Source organism: Pseudomonas sp. S2_C03 (genome assembly GCF_054668405.1).
In genome coordinates this window covers 126,681-150,703 of the sequence record NZ_CP162766.1, presented here as the reverse complement: position 1 = coordinate 150,703, position 24,023 = coordinate 126,681, and the positions used below count along the sequence as shown (strand labels likewise).

Below are 24,023 nucleotides of genomic sequence, written 5' to 3'. Positions count from 1 at the left end.
ATGCGTGTCCTGATTATCGAAGACGAAGAAAAAACCGCGGACTATCTACACCGCGGCTTGACGGAACAGGGCTACACCGTGGACCTGGCGCGCGATGGTGTGGAAGGCCTGCACCTGGCACTGGAAAGCGACTACGCCGTGATCGTCCTCGACGTGATGTTGCCGGGCCTCGATGGCTTTGGCGTGCTGCGCGCGTTGCGTGCGCGCAAGCAAACCCCGGTGATCATGCTCACCGCCCGCGAACGGGTGGAAGATCGCATCAAGGGCCTGCGCGACGGCGCCGACGACTACCTGGGCAAACCGTTTTCCTTCCTCGAACTGGTGGCGCGCCTGCAAGCACTGACCCGGCGCAGCGGTGGCCATGAACCGGTCCAGGTGAGCATTGCCGACCTGTGGATCGACCTCATCAGCCGCAAGGCGACCCGCGCCGGCACGCGCCTGGACCTGACTGCCAAGGAGTTCTCACTGCTCAGTGTGCTGGCCCGTCGCCAGGGTGAAATCCTCTCCAAAACGGCGATTGCCGAAATGGTCTGGGACATCAATTTCGACAGCGACGCCAACGTCGTCGAAGTGGCGATCAAACGCCTGCGCGCCAAGATCGACGGGCCGTTCGACGAAAAACTGCTACACACCATTCGGGGCATGGGTTATGTGCTGGAGAGCCGTGATGATCGCCCCTCGTAACTCCATCGCCCTGCGCCTGAGCGGCATGTTCACGCTGGTCGCGCTATTGGTGTTCCTGCTGATCGGCGGCGCGTTGTATCAGCAGGTCGACAAAGGCCTGGGCCTGCTGCCCGAAGCCGAGCTCGATGCGCGTTACAGCGTGCTCGAGTCAGCCATCGGTCGCTACGGCACGCCGGAACATTGGGTGAAGATCAACAACAAGCTCAAGTTGCTGAGCGAAGAAGACAAGCGCATCAGTTTTTGGGTCGTCAGTGGCGATCCGCACTACGAATATGGCAACCCGACGTCACAAATCCGGACCTTGGCCGAAGGGCCGTTGGGCATGCGCGACCTGCAATTGCCCGACCAGCCCTACCCGCTGAAAGTGCTGGTCAGCCAGTTCCCGGCCAAGGACCAGCGTCCGCCGCTTCGTTTCATGATCGCGGTCGATACCGAGACGTTTTCCCAGACCCAGCACCATCTGCTGGTAGCCCTGATCAGCCTGGCCATTATCGGTGTGCTGCTGGCGTCCGTGCTGGGTTACTGGGTCGCGCGGATCGGCCTCAAGCCTTTGATCGAATTGTCCCATGAAGCCCGACGCCTGGCACCGCCGCTACGCTCCGGGCGCTTGCGCCTGTCGTCGCTGCCGCCAGAGCTTGATCAGTTCGTCAGCTCCTTCAACGCCACCCTGGAGCGGGTCGAGCAGGCGTACTCGCGGCTTGAGTCGTTCAACGCCGATGTCGCCCACGAACTGCGCTCGCCGTTGACCAACCTGATTGGCCAAACCCAGGTGGCGCTGACCCGTGGCCGCTCGGCGGAACATTATTTCGAGGTACTGCAATCCAACCTCGAAGAGCTGGAGCGCCTGCGCTCGATCATCAACGACATGTTGTTCCTCGCCAGCGCCGATCAGGGCAGCAAGGCGACCAAATTGACCAGCACGTCGCTGGCGGACGAAGTGGCGACCACCCTGGAGTATCTGGATTTCATCCTTGAAGATGCACAGGTCCAGGTACAGGTTCGGGGGGATGCGCAGGTTCGGATCGAAATTGCACACCTTCGTCGGGCGCTGATCAACCTGCTGAGCAACGCGGTGCAACACACCGATCCCGGCCAGGTGATCGAGGTGCGCATCGACGTCGAAGAGCATCAAGTCAGCATTGGTGTGGCAAACCCTGGCTCGCCGATTGCCAGCGAACACTTGCCACGGCTGTTCGAGCGTTTTTACCGGGTCGATGCGTCCCGCAGTAACAGCGGCAACAACCACGGCCTGGGCCTGGCGATCGTCAAGGCGATTGCGCTGATGCACGGTGGTGATGTGTTTGTACGCAGCGATCACGGCATGAACACGTTCGGTATTCACCTCCCCGTCTGACCCCTTGTCATTGCGCGACTGTTGCTTATGGAGCAACAGTCCTTTCATGAATCCGCTCTTTTTCCCCGCCTCGATGCCCCTTATCTTTGCCCGCACCAAACAGCACTTGCCAAGCAAGAAGGTTTTAAAGATGTCCAACAGTATGGGTATTGCCAGCGCGTTCGTTTTGTCTTCCCTGTTCGTCTCTCCGTTCGCCATGGCTGAAGAGTCGCAGACCTTCGCCGCGCACAATGCCGCACGCACAGCGGCGTTCGAACAACACCAGAGCGAAATGACAGCCAAAGCAGCGGGCGCTACGCAAACCCCTCAAGCATCGAGTGTCCAGGCCCAGCCACAGGTTGAGAAAGACAGCTGATCGCGACGTTTCCCTCGACACTTTTCCTCGGCTCTTCCCTGGGAAAAGTTGTCTTCAAAGCCGCTGCCTGTCAGCGGCTTTTTTTGGCCTTTATTACACCATTCGCAAAGAACGCCACCTCCCCTGTAGGAGCGAGCACGCTCGCGATGGTCGTCAACGATGACGCTGGCAGTCTGACACCCCGCGGTGGCCTTGCGTCCATCGCGAGCATGCTCGCTCCTACAGGTTTCGGGGGATCGGGCTACGCTTAATCTGTCACTCCAGCAGACAAGCCAGCCCAATGACCACCAGTCGTACTCACATTCCATCACGCAGTACCGGACGCCCCGAGATCCTGGCAATACTAGGCAGTTCACTGACCGTCATCGCCATCATCGCCATCGTCACTTTTCTGCTGATCCGCGAACGCGCCGGTGCCCAGCAAGCAGCCACACGCACCGCAACCACCATTGCCCAACTGATCGATGCCGACGTACTGCGCACCGTCGAACTCTATGACCTGAGCCTGCAAGGCCTGATTGCCGCCTCGCAAAGGGATGACCTGAAACAGGTGTCTGCGCAGATCCGTCATCTGGCGCTGTTCGACCGGTCCACCAGCGCTCGCTTCAAGGGTGTCATCCTGTTGCTGGCCCCCAACGGCGAGGTGCTGGCAGATTCGTCACGGATCGATCCCAAACCGGGTAACTTTTCCGATCGCGATTACTTCCTGGCGCATGCCGCCAGCCCTGACAGGGAAATGTTCATCAGCCGGCCGAGCGAGGACGATGACAGCTGGCGGATCCATTTCAGCCGGCGTATTTCCTCGACCACAGGGGAATTTCTCGGCGTCGCCGTCGCGTCGATGCGGCTGAGCTATTTCGATCAACTGTTCAAAAGTCTGGACATCGGCGAAGGCGGCATCCTGTCGATCATCAGCGACGACGGTATCCTGCTCGCACAAAAGCCCCATCTCGAGAATGATCCGATCGGCAGAAGTTTCGCCGACCGCCCCAACGTCCAGCGCATCCTGCGCGAGCGCAACGGCAGCTTCGATAGCGTGTCGAGCATCGACGGCCGGCAACGTCTGTACACCTTTTCCAGGGTCGGCAACCTGCCGTTAACCGTGATCGTTGCGCTCTCCGGCAACGATGTGTTCGCCGCCTGGCGACGCACCGCCCTGGTGATCAGCGGCGCCACGGGGGTGTTGTGCATTGGCCTGCTGTGGCTGACCGTCCTACTGTGCCGAGAGCTGCGCCTGCGCCACATGGCGGAGCAGGAACTGGCGCAGTTGGCTGCCACTGACGCGCTGACCGGCGTTGCCAACCGTCGGATGTTGGACCAGACGCTACGCCATGAGTGGTTTCGTGCACAGCGCTCAGGCAAGCCTCTGTCCTTATTGATGATCGATGCCGATCATTTCAAGGCGTTCAATGATCAACATGGCCATCAGGCCGGTGATGAAGCGTTGCGCGCGCTGGCCAAGGTGATCGGTGACAATGTGCGACGACCGGCCGATTTGGTGGCGCGCTATGGTGGAGAAGAGTTTTCCGTGGTGCTGGCGGAAACGGACGGTGCGGGCGCGAAATTGATTGCCGAACACATCCGGCTGGCCGTGGAACAGCTGCCATTCGTGGCGGGGGTCGAGTCGCCGATTACGGTCAGTATCGGCATCAGCACCTGGACCACCGCCTCCCATTACAGCCTGGAGCAACTGCTCATCGCGGCGGACAGGGCTTTGTATCAGGCCAAGGATGGAGGGCGGAATCGGGTGGTCAGTGCAACCTGAATACACGCCACCTCCCTGTAGGAGCGAGCATGTCGAGGCGTCGAACCGTCGCGATGGTCGTTAACGATAACACTGGTGGCCTGACACCCCTCGGAGCCTGACCCTCCATCGCGAGCATGCTCGCTCCTACAGAGGATCGGGCCCATCCACAAAATCGCAGGCATAAAAAAAGGCCACCCGAAGGCAGCCTTTAAAAAACTAGAGAGGTTTTTTACTTACACAGCCGCAACAGGACGCATGTAAGAGATTGGTGCGGTGCTGGCGTCTTCAAAGGTCACGACTTCCCAGGCATCTGTCTGCTCAATCAACTTGCGCAGCAGCTGGTTGTTCAGTGCGTGGCCGGACTTGAAGCCCTTGAACTCACCAATCAGGCTATTGCCCAGCAGGTAGAGGTCACCAATTGCATCGAGAATCTTGTGCTTCACGAATTCGTCTTCATAACGAAGGCCGTCTTCGTTCAGTACACCATCGGAATCGACCACGATCGCGTTTTCAACGCTGCCGCCGAGTGCGAGGTTGTGCTTGCGCAGGTACTCGATGTCACTCATGAAACCAAAGGTACGGGCGCGGCTGACTTCTTTTACGAACGAAGTGCTGGAAAAATCCACGCTTGCACTCTGGGTGCGGTCACGGAAAACCGGATGATCGAAATCGATCTCGAAACTCACCTTGAAACCTTCGAAAGGGACGAAAGTGGCGCGCTTGTCGCCGTCTTCCACTGTCACTTCCCGCAGGATACGGATGAATTTCTTGGCAGCATCCTGTTCTTCCAGGCCTGCCGATTGAATCAGAAATACGAAGGGTCCAGCGCTGCCATCCATGATCGGGACTTCGGACGCGGAGAGCTCGACGTAGGCGTTATCGATGCCCAGGCCAGCCATGGCCGAAAGCAAGTGCTCAACCGTATCCACTTTCACGTCACCGTTGACCAGCGTCGTCGACATGGTTGTCTCGCCGACGTTGGCGGCACGAGCCGGGATCTCGACCACAGGATCGAGGTCGGCACGGCGAAAGACGATGCCGGTGTCAATCGGTGCAGGCTTGAGGGTCAGGTAGACCTTCTCGCCGGAGTGCAGACCAACACCTGTGGCACGGATAATATTTTTCAGTGTGCGTTGTTTAATCATGGCTTGGGCCGCTTCAGCGCAAATTGCGAACTGGTATCAACAAAGGCTGGCGATAATAGCAGACCATGCCTTTGCTGAACACCAATCACCTTCATAGCCCTGATACATTCCATCAATCGGCCTGACGACGCAGGAAAGCCGGGATGTCCAGGTAGTCCAGATCATCTTGCGGATTCATCTTCGCAGCAGTCGCAGCACCGGCCTGGGCCTGGTTGCGCATGACGGTCGGACGGTCCAGGTCACGGTAATTCACCGCTGGCGCTTCCTGACGAGCGGGCGCCGCAGTTTGCGGTTGTGCTGCCATGGAGGTGTGAACGGTGTTGTCGATGACCTTCACAGGCTTCTCGATTTTTGCACCCAGACCGGTGGCAACCACGGTTACGTGGAGTTCGTCGCGCATGTCCGGATCGATAACGGTACCGACCTTGACCATCGCATGCTCGGAAGCGAAGGCTTCGATGATGCTACCCACGTCGGAGTATTCACCCAGGGACAGGTCTGGACCTGCGGTGATATTCACCAGGATGCCGCGTGCACCTTGCAGGTTCACGTCTTCGAGCAACGGGTTGCGGATGGCCGCTTCGGTAGCTTCGCGTGCACGGTTCGGACCGCTGGCGCAGCCAGTGCCCATCATCGCCATGCCCATTTCACTCATCACGGTACGTACGTCGGCAAAGTCGACGTTGATCATGCCCGGACGCTTGATGATGTCGGAGATACCGCGAACAGCACCGGCCAGTACATCGTCAGCCTTGGCGAAAGCCGACAGCAGGCTGGCGTCCTTACCGAGGATAGTCAGCAGCTTCTCGTTGGGAATGGTGATCAACGAGTCGACGCTTTCGGACAGCAGACGAATGCCTTCGTCGGCCAGTTGCATGCGCTTGCGGCCTTCGAACGGGAACGGACGGGTCACCACCGCAACGGTGAGGATACCCATTTCCTTGGCGACTTCGGCAATGATCGGCGCAGCACCCGTACCGGTACCACCGCCCATGCCAGTGGTGATGAACACCATGTTGGTGCCCTGCAGGACTTCGGCGATGCGCTCACGATCTTCGAGAGCGGCCTGACGGCCCACTTCAGGGTTGGCACCGGCGCCCAGACCTTTGGTCACGCCAGTACCCAGTTGCAGGATGGTCCGCGCGCTGATGCTTTTCAGCGCCTGGGCATCAGTGTTGGCGCAGATGAACTCAACGCCTTCAATGTTGCTCTTGACCATGTGATTGACGGCGTTGCCGCCGCCTCCGCCAACACCGATGACCTTGATGACCGGGCTTGCGGGGACGTTGTCTACGAGTTCGAACATTTTCCCTCTCCTTTACGTTCTCTAGTTTTTTTCGCCTACTGCGTTACTGCGTGTTGCTGCTTGCTCTGTCTTGCAGCTTCAAGCTTGAAGCTTGCTGCTGCTTCTTTAAAAGTTGCCTTGTACCCAGCTCTTGATGCGATCGAGCAGGGCACCTTTGGGTTCTTCATTGCTGTAGCTGTCACGGCTGCCGATGCCCGAGAACGAAACCCCGTCGGACTGCTTTTGCAGGCCGTACATCAACAAACCAACGCCTGTGGAATAGATCGGGTTGCGCACCACGTCATCCAGGCCTTTCACGCCGTGGGGCACGCCCAGGCGTACCGGCATGTGGAAGATCTCTTCGGCCAGCTCGGTGGCGCCTTCCATTTTCGACGTACCACCGGTCAGCACGATGCCGGCCGGGATCAGGTCTTCGTACCCGCTGCGTCGCAGCTCGGCCTGGATCAGCGTGAACAGCTCGTCGTAACGCGGCTCGACCACTTCGGCCAGGGCCTGGCGGGACAACTCACGCGGTGGACGGTCGCCTACGCTTGGCACCTTGATGGTCTCACCGGCACCGGCCAGCTTGGCCAGCGCGCAGGCATAGCGGATCTTGATTTCTTCGGCGTACTGGGTCGGTGTGCGCAACGCCATTGCGATGTCGTTGGTCACCTGATCGCCAGCAATCGGGATCACGGCGGTGTGACGGATCGCGCCTTCGGTGAAGATCGCGATGTCAGTGGTGCCGCCACCGATGTCCACCAGGCAGACGCCCAGCTCTTTTTCGTCGTCGGTCAGTACCGAATACGCGGACGCCAGTTGCTCAAGGATGATGTCGTCGATTTCCAGGCCACAGCGGCGCACGCACTTCTCGATGTTCTGCGCGGCGTTGACGGCGCAGGTGACCACGTGGACCTTGGCCTCCAGGCGCACGCCGGACATGCCCAGCGGCTCGCGCACGCCTTCCTGGTTATCGATCACATAATCCTGCGGCAGGGTGTGCAGCACGCGCTGATCCGCCGGGATCGCCACGGCCTGGGCGGCGTCAAGCACGCGCTCCAGGTCGGCGGTACTGACCTCACGATCGCGAATGGCGACGATGCCATGGGAGTTGAGGCTGCGGATGTGATTGCCCGCCACGCCGACGAACGCCGAGTGAATTCGGCAACCGGCCATCAGCTGCGCTTCTTCAATCGCGCGCTGGATCGACTGCACGGTGGATTCGATGTTCACCACCACGCCCTTCTTCAGGCCGCGGGACGGATGAGTGCCGATCCCGACGATATCCAGCGTGCCGTCGTCCCCGACCTCACCGACCAGCGCCACCACCTTGGAGGTGCCGATATCGAGACCGACGATCATTTTGCCGCTTTGCACGTTTGCCATGGGTCCTGCCTCTCTTAATTCTTCGCGACAGCGGGTTGGGCTGTCGTGGGCGCTACCGGTTCCCGCCAGCCAACAGCCAGGCCGTTGGCGTAACGCAGATCGATACTCGCAATGTTCGTAATCTGTTCTTTAAGCGTCTTGTCATAGATGGCAATAAAACGGCGCATCTTCTCTACCTGGTTGCCGCGGCCCAGCAGCAGCTCGATCCCCGGGCCCGAACTGCCGGCACCGGTGGTCAGGAACCAACTACCCCGTTCACGCAACTCCAGGCGCGCAATCGAGAAGCCCAGCGGCCGGAGCATCTGGCTCAGCACCTGGTATTGCTGCATCACTTGCTGCTGGGCCCGTTGTGGGCCAAACAACTGTGGCAGGTGTTCGTAGTTCGCCAGCTCACGCGGGGTGAACGCCTGGCCCTGGTTGTTCAACAGGGACTCATCGCCCCACCGGGCAACCGGCAGTTGTTCTTCCAGGCGGATCACGACCTGATCCGGCCACACCCGACGCACTTCGGCGTGGGCGATCCATGGCATCTGCTCAAGCTCGGTGCGCATGCTCGCCAGGTCGATGGTGAAGAAGCTCGACGCCACGTAGGGGGCGATCCGCTGCTGCACCGCTTGCTGGCTGATGTAGCTGAGGTCGCCCTGTACCGCGACCTTGGTGATCGGCCGGTCCGCATACGGCAGCAACCTTTGCGCGCCCTCGTAGGTGCCGAACCCCAGCCCGACCAGCAATACCGGCCAGGCCAAGGCTTTGAGAAAGCCAAAATTGGCTTTGGGCAGGCGTGCGGACATCGGCTCCTTGGCCACCATTCGGCTTGCACCCCGTGGCACCGGCTTGCGGCCGGGTGCGGGTGGGGGCTGATGTCGCAGCTGAGCGCCTCGCATGGACTTACCCTCGCGGCTCTTCGTTGTCGGCAATGCTTGCCGCCAGGATTGCCAGCACCAGTTGCTGGAAATTCAGGCCGGCGGCACGTGCCGCCATCGGCACCAGGCTGTGATCGGTCATGCCCGGTGCGGTGTTGACTTCAAGGAACCAGAATTGACCGTCAGCATCCTGCATCACGTCTGCCCTGCCCCAACCGGCGATACCCAACGCCTCACACGCCTTGGCCGTGAGGTCCATCAGTTCCTGTTCCTTGGTGCTGTCCAGCCCGCATGGAATGCGGTACTGGGTATCGTTGGCGATGTACTTGGCGTCGTAGTCGTAGAAACTGTGTGTCGTGCCCAGGGCGATCGGAGGCAACACCTGGTCACGCAGCGTGGCGATGGTGAACTCGGGACCTTGAATCCATTGCTCGACCAACACTTGCGAATCGTAGGTACTGGCCGCTTTCCAGGCGTCGATCAAGGCGTCGCAGGAAGTCACTTTGGCCATACCGATACTTGAACCTTCATGGGCCGGTTTGACGATCAAAGGAAAGCCCAGTTCCGTCGCTGCCGAAATACAATCGGCCTCGCAAGTCAACACGGCGTGACGCGGCGTCGGGATGCCGAGGCTGTGCCAGACCTGCTTGGTCCGTAGCTTGTCCATGGCCAACGCCGACGCGAGGATGCCGCTGCCGGTGTACGGAATGCCCAGGCACTCCAACAGCCCCTGCATGCTGCCGTCCTCACCGCCACGACCGTGGAGAATGATGAAGGCCCGGTCGATTTTCTCGCTCAGCAGCCGCTGCAACAGATCGTCTCCGACGTCGAGGCCGAATGCGTCAACGCCAGCGTCTTGCAGCGCCTGGAGGACCGCGTTGCCCGACTTCAGGGACACCTCACGTTCGGCACTCTTGCCGCCGAACAGCACGGCGACGCGACCGAAGTCCTTCGGCGCGACAGTGGAGACGAGGTTCGCGTATGCAGCAGTCATTTCAATTTCCCCACGGCCGGTGCCGCCACGGCGCCGGTGAACAACGGACTTTTCAACAGATTCGGAGCGAGGCCGCCCACATCACCGGCGCCCTGGCACAGCAGGATGTCGCCGGCACGCAGCAGCGGCTTGACCACGGGCGCGAGGTCGACACCGCGCTCGATGTAGATCGGGTCGAGCTGGCCGCGCTGACGGATGCTGTTGCACAGCTTGCGGCTGTCAGCGCCCGGGATCGGCTCTTCGCCTGCCGGGTACACTTCCATCAGCAACAGGACGTTGGCGTCGGCCAGCACCTGGACGAAATCGTCGTACAGGTCACGGGTCCGGCTGTAGCGGTGCGGCTGATAAACCATCACCAACCGGCGCTCCGGCCAGCCACCGCGTACGGCCTTGATCACGGCGGCGACCTCGGTCGGGTGGTGACCGTAATCGTCGACCAGCATCACGTTGCCGCCTTCGACCGGCAGTTCGCCGTAGACCTGGAAGCGTCGACCCACGCCCTGGAACCCGGACAGCCCCTGGACAATGGCTTCGTCACTGACGCCTTCGTCGGTGGCAATGCAGATGGTCGCCAGTGCGTTGAGCACGTTGTGATTGCCCGGCATGTTCACCGAGACGTCCAGTGGCTCACGGTCAGGACGCAGTACGGTGAAGAACGTCTGCATACCCTGCTGGCGTACATTGATCGCACGCACGTCGCAGTCGTCGCCGAAGCCATAGGTCACGGTCGGACGTTTGACCTGAGGCAGGATTTCACGCACGACTGGATCATCGAGACATACCACGGCCAGGCCGTAGAACGGCAGGTTGTGGAGGAACTCGACAAAGGTTTTCTTCAGTTTGTTGAAGTCACCGTCGTAGGTCGCCATGTGGTCGGCGTCAATATTGGTCACCACGGCCACCAGCGGTTGCAGGTGCAGGAAGCTGGCGTCACTTTCATCGGCTTCCGCGATCAGGTAACGACTGGTACCGAGTTGTGCATTGGTGCCCGCGGCGTTCAGGCGGCCACCGATGACGAAGGTCGGGTCCAGGCCACCGGCGGCAAACACCGAGGCAATCAGGCTGGTGGTGGTGGTTTTGCCGTGGGTACCGGCAACGGCAATGCCGTGGCGATAGCGCATCAGCTCGGCCAGCATTTCGGCGCGCGGCACCACGGGAATGCGACGCTCCAGCGCGGTGGCAACTTCCGGGTTGGAGGTGTTCACCGCGCTCGACACCACCAGCACGTCAGCGGCAGCGGCGTTTTCGGCGCGGTGACCAATGAAAATCTGCGCACCAAAGGTTTCCAGGCGCTCAGTCACCGGCGACGCTTTGAGGTCGGAGCCGGACACTTCATAACCCAGGTTCAGCAACACTTCGGCGATGCCGCACATGCCCACGCCGCCGATACCCACGAAGTGGATGTGACGGATGCGGCGCATTTCCGGTTGTGGCATGGCTTTCTGATTCTCAACCATGGGCCACCTCCAGGCAGGTATCGACCACGTTACGGGTGGCATCGGGTTTGGCCAGGCGACGGGCAGCGGCCGCCATGTCAGTGAGTCGTTGTGGTTGCATCAAAACCTCTGTCAGGCGAGCGGCAAGATCCGCTGCACCAGTCGTTCTTTGCGGCATCAGGAAGGCAGCACCTTCGCGGGCCAAATAATCGGCGTTGCGGGTCTGGTGGTCGTCGATCGCGTGGGGCAAAGGCACCAGCATCGAGGGCAGACCGGCGGCGGCCAGTTCACTGATGGTCAATGCGCCTGCACGGCACACCACCAGGTCAGCCCAGCCATAGGCTTGGGCCATGTCTTTGATGAAAGGCTGCACTTGCGCCTCGACGCCAGCGGCGCGATAGCGCTCTGCAGTCACTTCATCGTGTTTTTTGCCAGCCTGATGGAACACTTCCGGGCGCAGGTCGGGAGCGACTTGCGCCAGGGCTTCTGGCAGCAACTTGTTCAACGGTTCTGCGCCCAGGCTTCCGCCCAGGATCAGCAAACGCGCCTTGCGACCTGCCAGGGCAGGTCGCGGGGTGTCGAGGAACAGCTCGGAGCGCACTGGATTACCCGTGGTCCGTCGGCTGTCCGACAGGGTAAAGGTGTCGGGGAACGCTTCACAGACTCGGGCGGCCAACGGCACCAGCAACCGATTGGCGGTACCGGCCACAGCGTTCTGTTCGTGAACGATCACCGGCACACCGGCCAGTTTGGCCGCAACACCACCAGGACCGGTCACATAACCGCCAAATCCGACGACACATGCCGGGCGCAACTGACGAATGATCGTGCGCGCCTGCCAGATCGACTTGAGCAACATGAACGGCGCCTTGAGCAGGGACAACTTGCCCTTGCCACGCAGGCCACTGGCGTTGATTCGATGCAACTCGATACCGGCCATCGGCACCAGGTCGTTTTCGATGCCGCGCGGCGTCCCCAGCCAATGCACCGTGTAGCCGCGCATCTGGAATTCGCGGGCACAGGCCAGCGCCGGGAACACGTGGCCACCGGTGCCGCCGGCCATGATCAGGACGTTAGCGCCCATGTCTTGGCTCCTCGGCAAAGTCGCTCTCATGGAACTCCATTTCCTCGCTGCCCAGGTGGGTCCGACTCTCCCACTCGATACGCAGCAGCAAACCCAGACAGGCGCAGCAGATCACCAACGAGCTGCCGCCGTAGCTGAGGAACGGCAAGGTCAGGCCCTTGGTTGGCAGCAGGCCGACGTTCACCCCGATATTGATCAGGAATTGACCAATCCAAAGGAAAGACAAGCCATAGGCGATATAGGCGGCGAAGAACTGCTTGGACTTCTCGGCCCAATAACCGATGTACATGCCGCGCACACAAACGAAAACGAATAGCGCCACGGTCAACAACGACCCCACGGCACCCAGTTCTTCGGCCAGAACCGAGAATACGAAGTCAGTGTGGGCTTCGGGCAGGTAGAACTGCTTCTGCACGCTATTGCCCAAGCCAACGCCGAGCCATTCGCCACGACCAAACGCGATCAGCGCCTGGGACAACTGATAGCCGGCACCGAACTGGTCGGCCCACGGGTCAGCGAAGTTGGTCAGGCGCGCCATCCGATACGGCTGCACTTGAATCAACAACACCACCGCCGCGACGGCCAGGACCACCATCAGCGAGAAACGGAACAGTCCGACCCCACCGAGGAAGAGCATCGCCGCTGCGGCCCCCATCATGACGACGGTGGCGCCGAAGTCCGGCTCCATCAGCAGCAGGCCGGCCATCGGCAACAGCACGATGAACGGCTTGAAGAAACCCATCCAGCTCTCGCGCACTTCTTTCTGGCGACGCACCAGGTAACCGGCGAGATAGATCACCACGAAGACCTTGGCGATCTCGGACGGCTGGACGTTGAAGAAGCTGAAGCCGATCCAGCGCATCGAGCCGTTCACTTCGCGGCCGATCCCGGGGATGATCACCATCACCAGCAAGCCAAACGCACCAATGAGCATCATCCAGCCCAGGCGTTGCCAGGTGGCGATCGGGACCATCATCGTGACAATGCAGGCACCCAGACCCAGCGCCACGTAGATCAGGTGGCGAATCATGTAATACAGCGCGCTGCCCGATTGCACCGCCGCTACTTCGGTCGATGCCGAGGCAATCATCACCAGCCCCAGCCCCAGCAGCGCCAGGCAGCCGGCCAGCATCGGGAAGTCGAGGTCGATACCACGCCCGGTGATGATCGGCGACGGATACGGCTTGATGATGTTCAAAAGGCTCATGCCAGATCCTCCACTGCATGGACGAACTGGTGACCACGGTCTTCGTAGTTCTTGAACATGTCGAAACTGGCGCAGGCTGGCGACAGCAGCACCGCGTCACCGGCTTGCGCAACGGTGCGGCATTGCTCCACCGCTTCGACCAGCGACGCGACACGGATCAGTTGCACACCATCGCCAATGGCCGCGCCGATCTTGTCCGAGTCACGACCCATCAGGATCACGGCACGGCAGTTGGCAGCCACCGGATCGCGCAGGTCCTTGAATTCGGCACCCTTGCCATCGCCACCGGCGATCAGCACCAGCTTGCCGTCAATGTCGGCCCCCAGGCCTTCGATGGCGGCCAGTGCAGCGCCCACATTGGTGGCCTTGGAGTCGTTGTAGTAACTCACGCCGTCCAGGTCTCGGACCCATTGGCAGCGGTGCTCGAGGCCCGCGAAGGTGCGCAGGCTCGAGAGCATGGCATCGAACGGCAGGCCGACCGCATGCCCCAGCGCCAAGGCCGCGAGGGCGTTGGACTGGTTATGGGCACCGCGAATTTTCAACTCGCGCACCGGCATCAGGTTCTGGAATTCGAAGGCCAGATATTTCTCGCCGTTCTCTTCGCGGATACCAAAGGCCTTGAAATCGGGTTTACCCAGGCCGAAGGTCCAGCAAGGTTGACCTTCGCCCATCAACGGACGGGTCAGGGCGTCCTGCCGGTTGACCACAAACTGCCGGGCACCGCGGAAGATCCGGTGCTTGGCCAGGTGATAGGCCGGCAGGCCGCTGTAGCGGTCCATGTGGTCTTCGCTGATGTTGAGCACGGTCGCCACTTCGGCGTTGAGCTGGTCGGTGGTTTCCAATTGGAAACTCGACAGCTCCATGACGTACAGCTCGATGTCGTCATCCAGCAGGTCCAGCGCCGGCGTGCCCAGGTTGCCACCCACGGCGACGCGCTTGCCTGCGGCTGCAGCCATTTCGCCCACCAGGGTGGTCACGGTGCTTTTCGCGTTGGAACCGCTGATGGCCACGATCGGTGCCTTCGCGTGACGCGCGAACAGCTCGATGTCGCCGGACAACTTCACGCCACGGGCCGCGGCCGCCTGCAGGGCCGGGGTCGCCAATGCCAGGCCGGGGCTCACGTAGAGCTCATCGGCACGGCACAGGAATTCGACGTCCAGCTCGCCACAACGCACTTCCACGTGCGGATAGTCACGCTTGAGCGTGGCCAGTTCCGGCGGGTTTTCGCGCGTATCGGCCACGGCAAACGACGTGCCCCGGCTCGCCAGGAAGCGAACCAGGGACATGCCGCTCTTGCCGAGGCCGACAACGATGCGGAAGTGGTCAGAAGCGATCAGAGACACTCGTTCTACCTCAGCTTCAGGGTGGCAAGGCCGATCAGCACGAGAATCACGGTGATGATCCAGAAACGGACGATCACGCGTGGCTCGGGCCAGCCCTTGAGTTCAAAGTGGTGGTGTATCGGCGCCATGCGGAACACACGGCGACCGGTCAATTTGAAGGAGGCCACCTGGATGACCACCGACAGGGTTTCCATCACGAACACGCCGCCCATGATGAACAGCACGATTTCCTGGCGAACGATCACCGCGATGGTGCCCAGGGCTGCGCCGAGCGCCAGTGCGCCGACGTCGCCCATGAAGACTTGGGCCGGATAGGTGTTGAACCAGAGGAACCCCAGGCCCGCACCGATCAGCGCGCCGCAGAACACGATCAGCTCGCCCGCGCCCGGTACATAAGGAATGAGAAGGTATTCGGCGAACTTCACGTTACCCGACAGGTAGCAGAAGATCCCCAGGCCACCGCCGACCATCACGGTCGGCATGATTGCCAGGCCGTCGAGGCCATCGGTCAGGTTGACCGCGTTGCTCGAGCCGACAATCACGAAATAGGTCAGGACGATGAAGCCCGCGCCCAGCGCGATGCTGTGGTCCTTGAGCATCGGCAGGATCAGCGTGGTCTCGACCGGCGTTGCTGCGGTCTTGTACAGGAAGATCGCCGCCGCGAGGCCGAACACCGACTGCCAGAAATACTTCCAGCGGCTTGGCAGGCCACGGGAGTTCTTCTCGATGACCTTGCGGTAGTCATCCACCCAGCCGATGGCGCCGAACAGCAGGGTGACCAGCAAGACCACCCAGACATAACGGTTGCTCAGGTCAGCCCACAGCAGCGTGCTGACGCCGATCGAAGACAGGATCAGTGCGCCGCCCATGGTGGGCGTACCCGACTTGGACAGGTGCGATTGCGGACCATCGTTGCGAACGGACTGGCCGATCTGACGGTTCTGCAGGGTGCGGATCATCCAGGGGCCATAGCACAACGACAAGACCAGCGCGGTCAACACACCCAGAATCCCGCGCAGGGTCAGATACTGGAAGACCGCGAAGCCTTTGTAGAACTGTTGCAGATACTCCGCTAGCAGCAGCAGCATTAATGTTTCTCCGGACTGGACCCGCACAAGGCCGCGACGATGTTTTCCATCGCCGCGCTGCGCGAACCCTTGATCAAAATGGTGGTGTTTGTGTCTTGCTCGGCGCCAAGGGCCTCGATCAGCGCTGCCTGGGTGGCAAAGTGATAAGCCTGATCGCCAAAAGCGTTCACGGCGTGAGTCATCATCGGACCCACGGCATACAGAGCCGAGACCTTGCCACGGGCGTACTCGCCCACGTCGTGGTGCCCCTGCTGCGCCCAGTCGCCCAATTCGCCGATGTCCCCGAGCACCAGGACGGTGCGGCCGGGAAAGCCGGCGAGAATATCAACGGCTGCGCACATGGAAGTGGGGTTCGCATTATAGGTGTCATCGATCACGCGCATGCCATTGCTGGCCAGCTGCGCCACGGTGCGGCCCTTGACCGGCTGCACCGCGCCAAGGCCGGTGGCGATACCGAACAACGACACGCCCAGGGCATACGCTGCCGCAGCAGCGGCCATGGCGTTGGCCACGTTATGGGTGCCGAGCAGGTTCAGTTGAACGTGCTCCACACCTTCGGGGCTGTGCAGTTTGAACGACGGGCAACCACGAGCATCGGTGGACAGGTCGCTGGCATGGAAGTCCGCCTGGCTGTTGGTCAGGGCGAATGTCAGCACCCTGCGACCGGCGGCGCGGGTTTTCCAGATGTCGAATGCCTTGTCGTCAAGATTGAGCACGGCGACGCCATCGGCGGCCAGCCCTTCGATGATCTCGCCCTTGGCTTCGACGATCTTGTCCGGGCCGCCAAACTCGCCAACGTGGGCAGTCCCGGCGTTGTTGAGGATGGCGACGTGGGGCTTGGTCATAGCGACGGTGTAGGCAATCTCGCCGAGGCGCGACGCGCCCAGTTCGATGACGGCGGCGCTGTGCTCCGGCGCGAGCTCGAGCAGGGTCAGCGGTACGCCGAGGTCGTTATTCAGATTGCCACGGGTGGCGTGCACAGGCCCGCGCGTGCGCAGGATGCTGGCGAGCATTTCCTTGACCGTGGTCTTGCCGCTGGAACCGGTCACGGCGGCGACGGGCTTGTCGAAGGCTGCACGGTTCAACGCACCGAGTTGCCCCAGCGCCTGACGGGTATCGCCGACCAGCAGTTGCGGCAAGGTGCTGTCAGAAACTTCCCGTTCGACCAGCGCGCCAACGGCGCCTTTGGTCGCGACCTCATTCAGATAGTCATGACCATCAAAACGCGGACCGGTCAGCGCGATGAACAACTGGCCCGGTTGGATGGCCCGGCTGTCGATGCTGACGCCGTTGAAAGTGGCGTCCTTGCTGACCAGGCGGCCGCTGAGGGCGGTGGTCAGTTCACTGAGTTTCAAAGCTTTAAGCATGGGCCACCTCCCACGCGGTCAGGGCGCGATCGGCCTCGACCAGGTCCGAAAAATCATGGCGCTCGCCGTTGATTTCCTGGTAGTCCTCGTGCCCCTTGCCGGCCAGAACGATCACATCGTCCGCCGAAGCTCTGGCGATCAACTGGGCGATGGCCTGGCCGCGACCCGCCACGAAGGTGACGTTATCCACATTCGAGAAACCGGCGCGGATGTCATCGAAAATCACCGAGGGATCTTCGGTACGCGGGTTGTCATCGGTGACCAGGACGCCATCGGCCAAACGCTCGACCACTTCGGCCATCAGCGGACGCTTGCCGCGATCGCGATCACCGCCGCAACCGAACAGGCAGAGCAATCGGCCCTTGGCGTGGGGACGCAGCGCCGTCAGTACTTTTTCCAACGCATCCGGGGTGTGGGCGTAGTCGACCACCACCAGCGGCTGAGTGCCGCCACCCAGGCGCTGCATGCGCCCTGCCGGGCCTTCGAGCTCGGGCAGGACCTTGAGAATTTCATCCAGTGCGTAATCCAGACCGAGCAAGGCGCCAATGGCGGCCAACACGTTGCTCAGGTTGAACCGGCCGAGCAAGGTACTGCGCAAATGGTGCTCGCCTTGCGGCGTGACCAGCGTGGCGCGTACGCCTTCGTCGTCGAATTGCGCATCGCGGCAGAACAGGTAGGCGCTGCGGTCGAGCAAGCTGTAGGTAATCAGCCGCGACTCACGTTTTTCACTGGCCAGTTGCTTGCCGAAATCGTCATCGAGGTTAACCACCCGGCATTTCAGGTCGTTCCAGGCGAACAGCTTGGCCTTGGCTTCGCCGTAGGCCTGCATGGTGCCGTGGTAATCCAGGTGATCGCGGGACAGGTTGGTCATCACCGCCACGTCGAACGCCAATGCGCTTACCCGGCCCTGGTCCAGTCCGTGGGATGACACTTCCATGGCGACAGCCTTGGCGCCGGCCTTTTTCAAGTCGGCCAGGGTCGCCTGCACCGCAATCGGGTTCGGCGTGGTGTGCAGGCCGCTTTGCAGCGCGCCGTAGAAACCGGTGCCCAATGTTCCAACGATGCCGCAGTGCTGGCCGAGCAGGTCCAGAGCCTGGGCCACCAATTGGGTCACACTGGTTTTGCCGTTGGTGCCGGTAACGCCCACCAGGTTCAGGTGACGGCTCGGCTCACCGTAAAAACGTCCGGCGATGTCCGACAGTTGCGCCGCGAGCCCCTTGACCGGAATCAGCGGAACGTCGGTGATCGGCAACACGGTGGCGCCTTCGACTTCATAAGCCACCGCCGCCGCACCGCGCTGCAAGGCATCGCCAATGTGCGCGCGGCCATCGAAGCGTCCGCCCGGCACGGCCAGGAACAGGTCGCCGGCGCGCACATTGCGGCTGTCGATCGTCAACTCACGGATCAGCAGATCGCGGCCAGCGTGGGCGAAAATCTTGTTCAGGCTTAGAGACATCAGCCGCGCCCTCCATTGGCTTTCAGTGGAATGGCCGGAACCGCGTTGGCCTGTTGGACAGGCGGCAAGTTGTCCGGCGTGATATTCATCAGACGCAAGGTCCCGGACATCACTTTGCTGAATACGGGCGCAGAGACCAGGCCACCGAAGTAGCCGGCCTTGGTGGGCTCATCGATGACAACGACGATGGCGTAGCGAGGGTCGCTCATCGGCCCGAAACCGGCGAACAGCGAGCGATAAGAGTTTTCGGCATAGCCTTTGGTGCCGACCGAGGTTTTACGTGCAGTACCGGACTTGCCGCCCACGTGATACGCCGGCACTTGGGCACGGAATACACCGCGCGGTGCTTCGATCACTTGCTGCAGCATGGTCTGCATGGTTTTCGCGACGTTTTCCGGCAGCACTTGCGTGGTTTGCGGTGCCTTGTCGGTCTTGATCAGGGTCAGTGGTGCCAGGCGGCCGTTGTTGGCCAAGGCCGAGAAGGCATGGACCAACTGGATTGCAGTCACGGAAATACCGTAGCCGTAGGACAACGTCGCCGTTTCGGCCTTACGCCATTCGCGGTAGTTGGGCAGGTTGCCCACACGCTCACCCGGGAAGCCCAGACCGGTGTCCTGGCCGAGGCCGAGCTTCTGCGCCAGACGGAAGATGGTTTCGCCACCGATGTCGAAGGCCACCTTACTCATACCGACGTTACTGGAGTTGATCAGGATGCCGGTCATGTCCAGCACCGGACCTTCGGTCTTGGACACGTCCTTGATGGTGTATTTGCCGATCTGCAGCGTGCCCGGGTAAACCTCGACGCTGTCGGTTGGTTTCCAGCGTCCGGTTTCGATGGCGGCACTCATGGAGATCGCCTTCATGGTCGAGCCTGGCTCGAACACGTCGATCATCGCGCGGTTACGCATCATTGCCGGCTGCAGGTTGCGACGGTTGTTCGGGTTGTAGGTCGGCTGGTTGACCATGGCGAGGATCTCGCCGCTCTTCACGTCCATGATCACCAGGCTGCCGGCCTTGGCACCGTTCTCGATGATCGCGTTACGCAACTCGCGGTTGGCCAGGTATTGCAGGCGCAGGTCAATGGACAACGCCAAGGGCTTGCCGGCCTTGGCGTTTTTTGTCACCTGAACATCTTTGATAAGTCGCCCGCGCCGGTCCTTGATGACCTGTCGCTTGCCGGGCACCCCGGCGAGCCACTCATCGTAGGCCAGCTCGACGCCTTCACGCCCGTGATCATCGATGTCGGTGAAGCCGACCATGTGCGCGGTCACCTCACCAGCAGGATAGAAGCGGCGGAACTCTTCGATGCCGTAGACGCCCGGTACTTTGAGGTCGAGCACGGACTGGCCCTGCTCGGGGGTCAACCCACGAACCAGGTAAATGAATTCCTTGTTGGCTTGCGCCTCAAGGCGCTCGGCCAGGGCTTTCGGATCCTGACCCAAGGCAGCCGCCAGTGCTGGCCACTTCTCTTTGGCCAGTTGCATTTCCTTGGCATTGGCCCACAGCGTGGTGACCGGCGTACTGACGGCCAGCGGCTCGCCGTTACGGTCGGTGATCAGGCCACGGTGTGCCGGAATCGGGATATGGCGAACACTGCGCGCGTCGCCTTGGCCTTTGAGGAAGGCACGGTCAACCACTTGCAGGTCGATGATGCGCCAGCAAATGGCCGCGACCATGACGCCGAGCAGGCCCAGCACCAGGCGAAACCGCCACGGGAACAGTGCGCCTTCAAGCTTCATCATGGCGCCACCATCTGCACGTCAGCGGCGCCAGGAATGTGCATCTTCAGTTGTTCGGTGGCCAGCACTTCGATACGGCTGTGGGCGGTCCAGGTGCTCTGCTCGAGAATCAACCGCCCCCACTCGGCCTGCGCCTTGTCGCGCACGCTCAACTCGTTGTACAGCGTGTTCAATAACTGACGGTTCCAGTGGGCGCTGTAGGACACGCCGATGGCCGACACGAGCACGCCAACAAACAGCAGCAACATGAAGAAGCTGCCGCCTGGCAGGGGTTTGGCGAAAAGCTTGCTCACCGCAACTTCTCCGCAACGCGCATGACGGCGCTGCGAGCACGTGGATTGGCTTTGAGTTCGGCCTCGGAGGCGGACTGCGCTTTGCCATGGACTTTGATTTTGGGTTCGAAAGCCACGTGACGAACCGGCAGGTTGCGCGGCAGGTTGTCGGATTCGCCTTTTACCAGCTTGCGCATGAACAGTTTGACGATGCGGTCTTCCAACGAGTGAAAGCTGATCACCACCAGGCGACCACCGACTTCCAGGCATTCCAGTGCGGCTTCGAGGCCGGCTTCCAGATCACCCAATTCGTTGTTGACGTGAATACGCAGGCCCTGGAACGCGCGGGTCGCCGGGTTCTTGCCCTTCTCCCATGCCGGGTTGGCGACTTTCAGCACTTCAGCCAGGTCGCCCGTGCGCTCGAATGGCGTGATGTCGCGACGCTCGACCACGGCACGGGCCATGCGTCCGGAGAATCGCTCTTCACCGTATTCCTTGAACACGCGGGCAATTTCTTCCACTGGCGCGGTATTGACGAACTCGGCCGCGCTGATGCCGCGGGACGGGTCCATGCGCATGTCCAGCGGACCATCGTTGAGGAAGCTGAAACCGCGCTCAGGGTCATCGAGCTGTGGCGAGGATACGCCCAGGTCGAGCAAAACGCCGCTCACCTTGCCGGCCAGACCACGTTCGGTCACTTCCGACCCAAGCTCGGCAAAGCTGCGCTGCACAACGACAAAGCGGCCGTCTTCGGCCGCTAGCGTCTGCCCGGTGGCAATCGCTTGAGGATCCTTGTCGAATCCGAGCAACCGGCCATCGGGACCGAGCTTGCTGAGAATCAACCGACTGTGCCCTCCGCGCCCGAACGTGCCATCCAGATAGCAGCCATCAGCACGCACGGCGAGAGCCTCGACAGCCTCGTCAAGCAGTACGGTGATGTGGTTAAAGCCGCTATCAATAGTCACAAGATCAAATCACGCAGTTCATCAGGCATGGCGCCCGGTTGTTGAATAGCAGCAAGGTCGGCGGCAGAAACCGCGTTCCAGGCATCTTCGTCCCACAATTGGAACTTGTTCAGTTGGCCCACCAACATCGCGCGTTTATCCAACCTGGCATATTCACGAAGACGCGGCGGTACCAGAAAACGACCACTGCCATCGAGCTCGAGGTCGACGGCATTACCAATCAGCAAACGTTGCAGACGACGGTTCTCTTCGCGAAGCGAAGGCAGTGCGCGCAGCTTGGTTTCAATAATTTCCCACTCATCGAGGGGGTAAACACACAAACATGGATCAACGGCATCAATGGTGACGATCAACTGTCCAGAACTACGCGAAACGAGCTCGTCACGGTACCGGCTCGGCATGGCGAGACGGCCCTTTGCGTCGAGACTGATAGCGTTAGCTCCGCGAAACACGTCAGCGTTTCTCCAAATATTAGCGTTTTGCTCTCAAAAAACCCACTTCATGCCACTTTCCGCCACTTGCGCACACTATAGGAACGCGCCCACTGCACCGTCAAGGCGCGGATTAAAGGAAAACCCTTACAGAACTGAGATTTAGGAGCACATCAGGAGGGGTAACGAGAATCTGGAGGTGGAATCTGCCCAACAATTCGAATGAACACAGAAAGCTGCGTTCACAAGTTAAAGTAATTTATTAAGAGTAAGATTTTTTCGGTATTACAAGGTGGGTTCTGCGAATCATTTACAAGGAGGGAAATTGCCATTACGCGCACCCTGCTCATGACTATAAACAGGGAGGAAGGAAAAGGTGGAGAGTCGATCTGTAAGCCGGGTTCTGTCTTGAACAGTCATTCGTCTACGATGGCCATCACTGGACATCTTTAGCAACCTACCCGGTCCCAGCGCGGGCCACGCCTTGGGACCCTATTTGGTCTTGCTCCAAGTGGGGTTTACCTAGCCACGAACTGTTGCCAGACGTGCGGTGCGCTCTTACCGCACCTTTTCACCCTTACCGGTGCCGAAGCACTTAGGCGGTTATTTTCTGTGGCACTTTCCGTAGGCTCACGCCTCCCAGGCATTACCTGGCACTTCGCCCTATGGAGCCCGGACTTTCCTCCCCCCTAATTTTCATAGAGGGCAGCGACTGTCCGATCGACTCTCCGCCGCAAAGGTTAACGGCAGAGCGCCCGAAGAACAAGCGCTAAACGCCTCCAGGCGCGTCGCGCGTCGGCTTTCACTCGCCTTTCTGTTTCTCCAGGGCGACCTGATAAAGAACGTTCTTGCGCTCGCCGGTAATTTGCGCCGCCAAGGCTGCGGCCCGCTTGAGCGGCATCTCCTCGAGCAACAGGTCGAGAATGCGCATGGCTTCACTGCTCACGGCATCCTCGGTCTCGGGGGCGGACCAGCCAGCGACCAGCACAACGCACTCCCCGCGCTGCTGGTTGCTGTCCGACTCGACGAACTCGCGCAGCTCGGCCAGGGGCAAGCCCTTGAGCGTTTCAAAGGTCTTGGTCAGCTCGCGGGCCAGCAACGCCGGGCGCTCGGGTCCGAATACAAGTTCCATGTCCTGCAGGCACTCAAGAATGCGATGCGGCGCCTCATAAAAAATCAGCGTGCGCGGCTCTTCCCTGACCTGCTCCAGGCGGGAACGTCGACCGACAGTCTTGGCTGGCAAAAAGCCTTCGAAAATGAACCGATCCGACGGCAGGCCCGCTGCGGATAGCGCAGCGATCAAGGCGCAAGCCCCCGGCACCGGCACCACATTGACGCCCGCCGCTCGAGCCTGGCGAACCAGGTGATAACCAGGATCGGATATCAGCGGCGTTCCGGCATCGGAGATCAGCGCCACGTCATCGCCCGCCAGCAAACGGGCGATGAAGCGGTTACCTTCGTCGCGCTCGTTGTGCTCATGGCAGGCAGCCAGCGGCGTGGAAATACCAAAATGCTGCATCAATCGCTGGGAATGACGCGTGTCTTCGGCGGCGATCAATGCCACCTCCCGCAGGATTTTCAGCGCACGCGCACTGATGTCGTCCAGGTTGCCGATGGGCGTCGCCACCACATAAAGCGAGCCAACAGCGGAATTCAAAGCACCTGGGGCAGTCAAAGCGCACACCTCATGAACGGTAAAAGCCGCCATTGTAACCCTTGGCGACGCTTTCGACAGGCACTGACAAACGCGGTTTTTTCGAGGTTTCATGCCGGCCTGCGACGATTGCATGAGCTAAATTGATCGATTCACGCCAGTAACATC

At 60.9% G+C, this 24,023-nt stretch carries 21 protein-coding genes and 1 other RNA gene; 4 read left to right on the top strand and 18 right to left on the bottom strand.

The genetic code is table 11. The annotated features are described in order from the left end of the window. The 4 genes from AB4N64_RS00745 (at position 1) to AB4N64_RS00730 (ending at position 4,158) form a co-directional block, all read left to right on the top strand. Positions 1-684, top strand: coding sequence for a heavy metal response regulator transcription factor (locus AB4N64_RS00745; RefSeq protein WP_460121096.1), 684 nt, complete (start codon positions 1-3; stop codon positions 682-684). Next, a complete protein-coding gene (locus tag AB4N64_RS00740; protein ID WP_460121093.1) occupies positions 668-2,038 on the top strand; it encodes a heavy metal sensor histidine kinase in 1,371 nt (456 codons plus the stop codon). Before AB4N64_RS00745 ends, AB4N64_RS00740 begins: the two co-directional genes overlap by 17 nt. Positions 2,039-2,168: 130 nt before the next feature. Continuing rightward, positions 2,169-2,393: a hypothetical protein gene (locus AB4N64_RS00735; RefSeq protein WP_460126559.1), complete on the top strand. Its 225-nt coding sequence runs from the start codon at positions 2,169-2,171 to the stop codon at positions 2,391-2,393. Between the two features lie 280 nt (positions 2,394-2,673). After that, on the top strand, positions 2,674-4,158 hold the full coding sequence (locus AB4N64_RS00730) for a GGDEF domain-containing protein (RefSeq protein ID WP_460121091.1): 1,485 nt from the start codon (positions 2,674-2,676) through the stop codon (positions 4,156-4,158). A gap of 215 nt (positions 4,159-4,373) precedes the next feature. On the opposite strand, the gene lpxC is transcribed toward AB4N64_RS00730, so the two are convergent. From lpxC to rsmI, 18 genes are all read right to left on the bottom strand, one after another. Next, positions 4,374-5,285: a UDP-3-O-acyl-N-acetylglucosamine deacetylase gene (gene lpxC / locus AB4N64_RS00725; RefSeq protein WP_460121089.1), complete on the bottom strand. Its 912-nt coding sequence runs from the start codon at positions 5,283-5,285 to the stop codon at positions 4,374-4,376. 112 nt (positions 5,286-5,397) lie between these two features. Beyond that, positions 5,398-6,591, bottom strand: a complete 1,194-nt coding sequence (gene ftsZ / locus AB4N64_RS00720) for a cell division protein FtsZ (protein WP_460121087.1) — start codon at positions 6,589-6,591, stop codon at positions 5,398-5,400. Positions 6,592-6,696: 105 nt separating this feature from the next. Next, complete coding sequence (gene ftsA / locus AB4N64_RS00715) at positions 6,697-7,956, bottom strand: cell division protein FtsA (protein ID WP_460121085.1); 1,260 nt, start codon at positions 7,954-7,956, stop codon at positions 6,697-6,699. 14 nt (positions 7,957-7,970) lie between these two features. Then, the gene (locus AB4N64_RS00710; RefSeq protein ID WP_460121083.1) at positions 7,971-8,840 is read right to left on the bottom strand and encodes a cell division protein FtsQ/DivIB; all 870 of its coding nucleotides are present in this window, start codon (positions 8,838-8,840) and stop codon (positions 7,971-7,973) included. Positions 8,841-8,844: 4 nt separating this feature from the next. Continuing rightward, on the bottom strand, positions 8,845-9,813 hold the full coding sequence (locus AB4N64_RS00705; protein ID WP_460121081.1) for a D-alanine--D-alanine ligase: 969 nt from the start codon (positions 9,811-9,813) through the stop codon (positions 8,845-8,847). Next, a complete protein-coding gene (gene murC, locus AB4N64_RS00700; RefSeq protein ID WP_460121080.1) occupies positions 9,810-11,270 on the bottom strand; it encodes a UDP-N-acetylmuramate--L-alanine ligase in 1,461 nt (486 codons plus the stop codon). Before murC ends, AB4N64_RS00705 begins: the two co-directional genes overlap by 4 nt. Next, positions 11,263-12,333 carry an undecaprenyldiphospho-muramoylpentapeptide beta-N-acetylglucosaminyltransferase gene (gene murG, locus AB4N64_RS00695; RefSeq protein ID WP_460121078.1) on the bottom strand — a complete coding sequence of 357 codons (1,071 nt, stop codon included), beginning with the start codon at positions 12,331-12,333 and terminating at the stop codon, positions 11,263-11,265. Before murG ends, murC begins: the two co-directional genes overlap by 8 nt. Beyond that, entirely contained in the window at positions 12,323-13,540 is a 1,218-nt protein-coding gene (ftsW, locus tag AB4N64_RS00690; RefSeq protein WP_460121076.1) for a putative lipid II flippase FtsW, read from the bottom strand. Before ftsW ends, murG begins: the two co-directional genes overlap by 11 nt. Continuing rightward, positions 13,537-14,883, bottom strand: a complete 1,347-nt coding sequence (gene murD, locus AB4N64_RS00685) for a UDP-N-acetylmuramoyl-L-alanine--D-glutamate ligase (protein WP_460121074.1) — start codon at positions 14,881-14,883, stop codon at positions 13,537-13,539. The genes ftsW and murD overlap by 4 nt, the downstream gene beginning before the upstream one ends. A 5-nt stretch (positions 14,884-14,888) precedes the next feature. Then, positions 14,889-15,971 (bottom strand): phospho-N-acetylmuramoyl-pentapeptide-transferase, encoded by a 1,083-nt coding sequence (mraY, locus tag AB4N64_RS00680; RefSeq protein ID WP_460121072.1) that lies wholly within the window; start codon positions 15,969-15,971, stop codon positions 14,889-14,891. After that, entirely contained in the window at positions 15,971-17,338 is a 1,368-nt protein-coding gene (locus tag AB4N64_RS00675; RefSeq protein ID WP_460121070.1) for a UDP-N-acetylmuramoyl-tripeptide--D-alanyl-D-alanine ligase, read from the bottom strand. Before AB4N64_RS00675 ends, mraY begins: the two co-directional genes overlap by 1 nt. Beyond that, positions 17,331-18,794, bottom strand: coding sequence for a UDP-N-acetylmuramoyl-L-alanyl-D-glutamate--2,6-diaminopimelate ligase (locus AB4N64_RS00670; RefSeq protein WP_460121068.1), 1,464 nt, complete (start codon positions 18,792-18,794; stop codon positions 17,331-17,333). The genes AB4N64_RS00675 and AB4N64_RS00670 overlap by 8 nt, the downstream gene beginning before the upstream one ends. Next, positions 18,794-20,533 (bottom strand): peptidoglycan D,D-transpeptidase FtsI family protein, encoded by a 1,740-nt coding sequence (locus tag AB4N64_RS00665; protein WP_460126557.1) that lies wholly within the window; start codon positions 20,531-20,533, stop codon positions 18,794-18,796. Before AB4N64_RS00665 ends, AB4N64_RS00670 begins: the two co-directional genes overlap by 1 nt. Next, positions 20,533-20,826 (bottom strand): cell division protein FtsL, encoded by a 294-nt coding sequence (gene ftsL / locus AB4N64_RS00660; protein WP_368555240.1) that lies wholly within the window; start codon positions 20,824-20,826, stop codon positions 20,533-20,535. The genes AB4N64_RS00665 and ftsL overlap by 1 nt, the downstream gene beginning before the upstream one ends. Continuing rightward, complete coding sequence (gene rsmH, locus AB4N64_RS00655) at positions 20,823-21,770, bottom strand: 16S rRNA (cytosine(1402)-N(4))-methyltransferase RsmH (protein ID WP_460121066.1); 948 nt, start codon at positions 21,768-21,770, stop codon at positions 20,823-20,825. Before rsmH ends, ftsL begins: the two co-directional genes overlap by 4 nt. Further along, on the bottom strand, positions 21,767-22,222 hold the full coding sequence (gene mraZ, locus AB4N64_RS00650; RefSeq protein ID WP_186530428.1) for a division/cell wall cluster transcriptional repressor MraZ: 456 nt from the start codon (positions 22,220-22,222) through the stop codon (positions 21,767-21,769). The genes rsmH and mraZ overlap by 4 nt, the downstream gene beginning before the upstream one ends. 355 nt (positions 22,223-22,577) lie before the next feature. Further along, an RNA gene (gene rnpB, locus AB4N64_RS00645) (RNase P RNA component class A) lies at positions 22,578-22,929 on the bottom strand. Between the two features lie 74 nt (positions 22,930-23,003). Next, positions 23,004-23,909, bottom strand: coding sequence for a 16S rRNA (cytidine(1402)-2'-O)-methyltransferase (gene rsmI / locus AB4N64_RS00640; RefSeq protein WP_460121063.1), 906 nt, complete (start codon positions 23,907-23,909; stop codon positions 23,004-23,006). Positions 23,910-24,023 lie beyond the last annotated feature (114 nt).

Bases quoted from the DNA above. Each gene is read 5' to 3' on its own strand.
- AB4N64_RS00705 (WP_460121081.1), bottom strand. From the start codon at position 9,813: ATGACTGCTGCATACGCGAACCTCGTCTCCACTGTCGCGCCGAAGGAC.
- AB4N64_RS00670 (WP_460121068.1), bottom strand. From the start codon at position 18,794: ATGTCTCTAAGCCTGAACAAGATTTTCGCCCACGCTGGCCGCGATCTG.
- AB4N64_RS00730 (WP_460121091.1), top strand. From the start codon at position 2,674: ATGACCACCAGTCGTACTCACATTCCATCACGCAGTACCGGACGCCCC.
- AB4N64_RS00740 (WP_460121093.1), top strand. From the start codon at position 668: ATGATCGCCCCTCGTAACTCCATCGCCCTGCGCCTGAGCGGCATGTTC.
- murC (WP_460121080.1), bottom strand. From the start codon at position 11,270: ATGGTTGAGAATCAGAAAGCCATGCCACAACCGGAAATGCGCCGCATC.
- AB4N64_RS00745 (WP_460121096.1), top strand. From the start codon at position 1: ATGCGTGTCCTGATTATCGAAGACGAAGAAAAAACCGCGGACTATCTA.
- AB4N64_RS00735 (WP_460126559.1), top strand. From the start codon at position 2,169: ATGTCCAACAGTATGGGTATTGCCAGCGCGTTCGTTTTGTCTTCCCTG.
- mraY (WP_460121072.1), bottom strand. From the start codon at position 15,971: ATGCTGCTGCTGCTAGCGGAGTATCTGCAACAGTTCTACAAAGGCTTC.
- AB4N64_RS00665 (WP_460126557.1), bottom strand. From the start codon at position 20,533: ATGAAGCTTGAAGGCGCACTGTTCCCGTGGCGGTTTCGCCTGGTGCTG.
- murG (WP_460121078.1), bottom strand. From the start codon at position 12,333: ATGGGCGCTAACGTCCTGATCATGGCCGGCGGCACCGGTGGCCACGTG.
- ftsW (WP_460121076.1), bottom strand. From the start codon at position 13,540: ATGAGCCTTTTGAACATCATCAAGCCGTATCCGTCGCCGATCATCACC.
- ftsA (WP_460121085.1), bottom strand. From the start codon at position 7,956: ATGGCAAACGTGCAAAGCGGCAAAATGATCGTCGGTCTCGATATCGGC.
- ftsZ (WP_460121087.1), bottom strand. From the start codon at position 6,591: ATGTTCGAACTCGTAGACAACGTCCCCGCAAGCCCGGTCATCAAGGTC.
- AB4N64_RS00710 (WP_460121083.1), bottom strand. From the start codon at position 8,840: ATGCGAGGCGCTCAGCTGCGACATCAGCCCCCACCCGCACCCGGCCGC.
- rsmI (WP_460121063.1), bottom strand. From the start codon at position 23,909: ATGGCGGCTTTTACCGTTCATGAGGTGTGCGCTTTGACTGCCCCAGGT.
- lpxC (WP_460121089.1), bottom strand. From the start codon at position 5,285: ATGATTAAACAACGCACACTGAAAAATATTATCCGTGCCACAGGTGTT.
- AB4N64_RS00675 (WP_460121070.1), bottom strand. From the start codon at position 17,338: ATGCTTAAAGCTTTGAAACTCAGTGAACTGACCACCGCCCTCAGCGGC.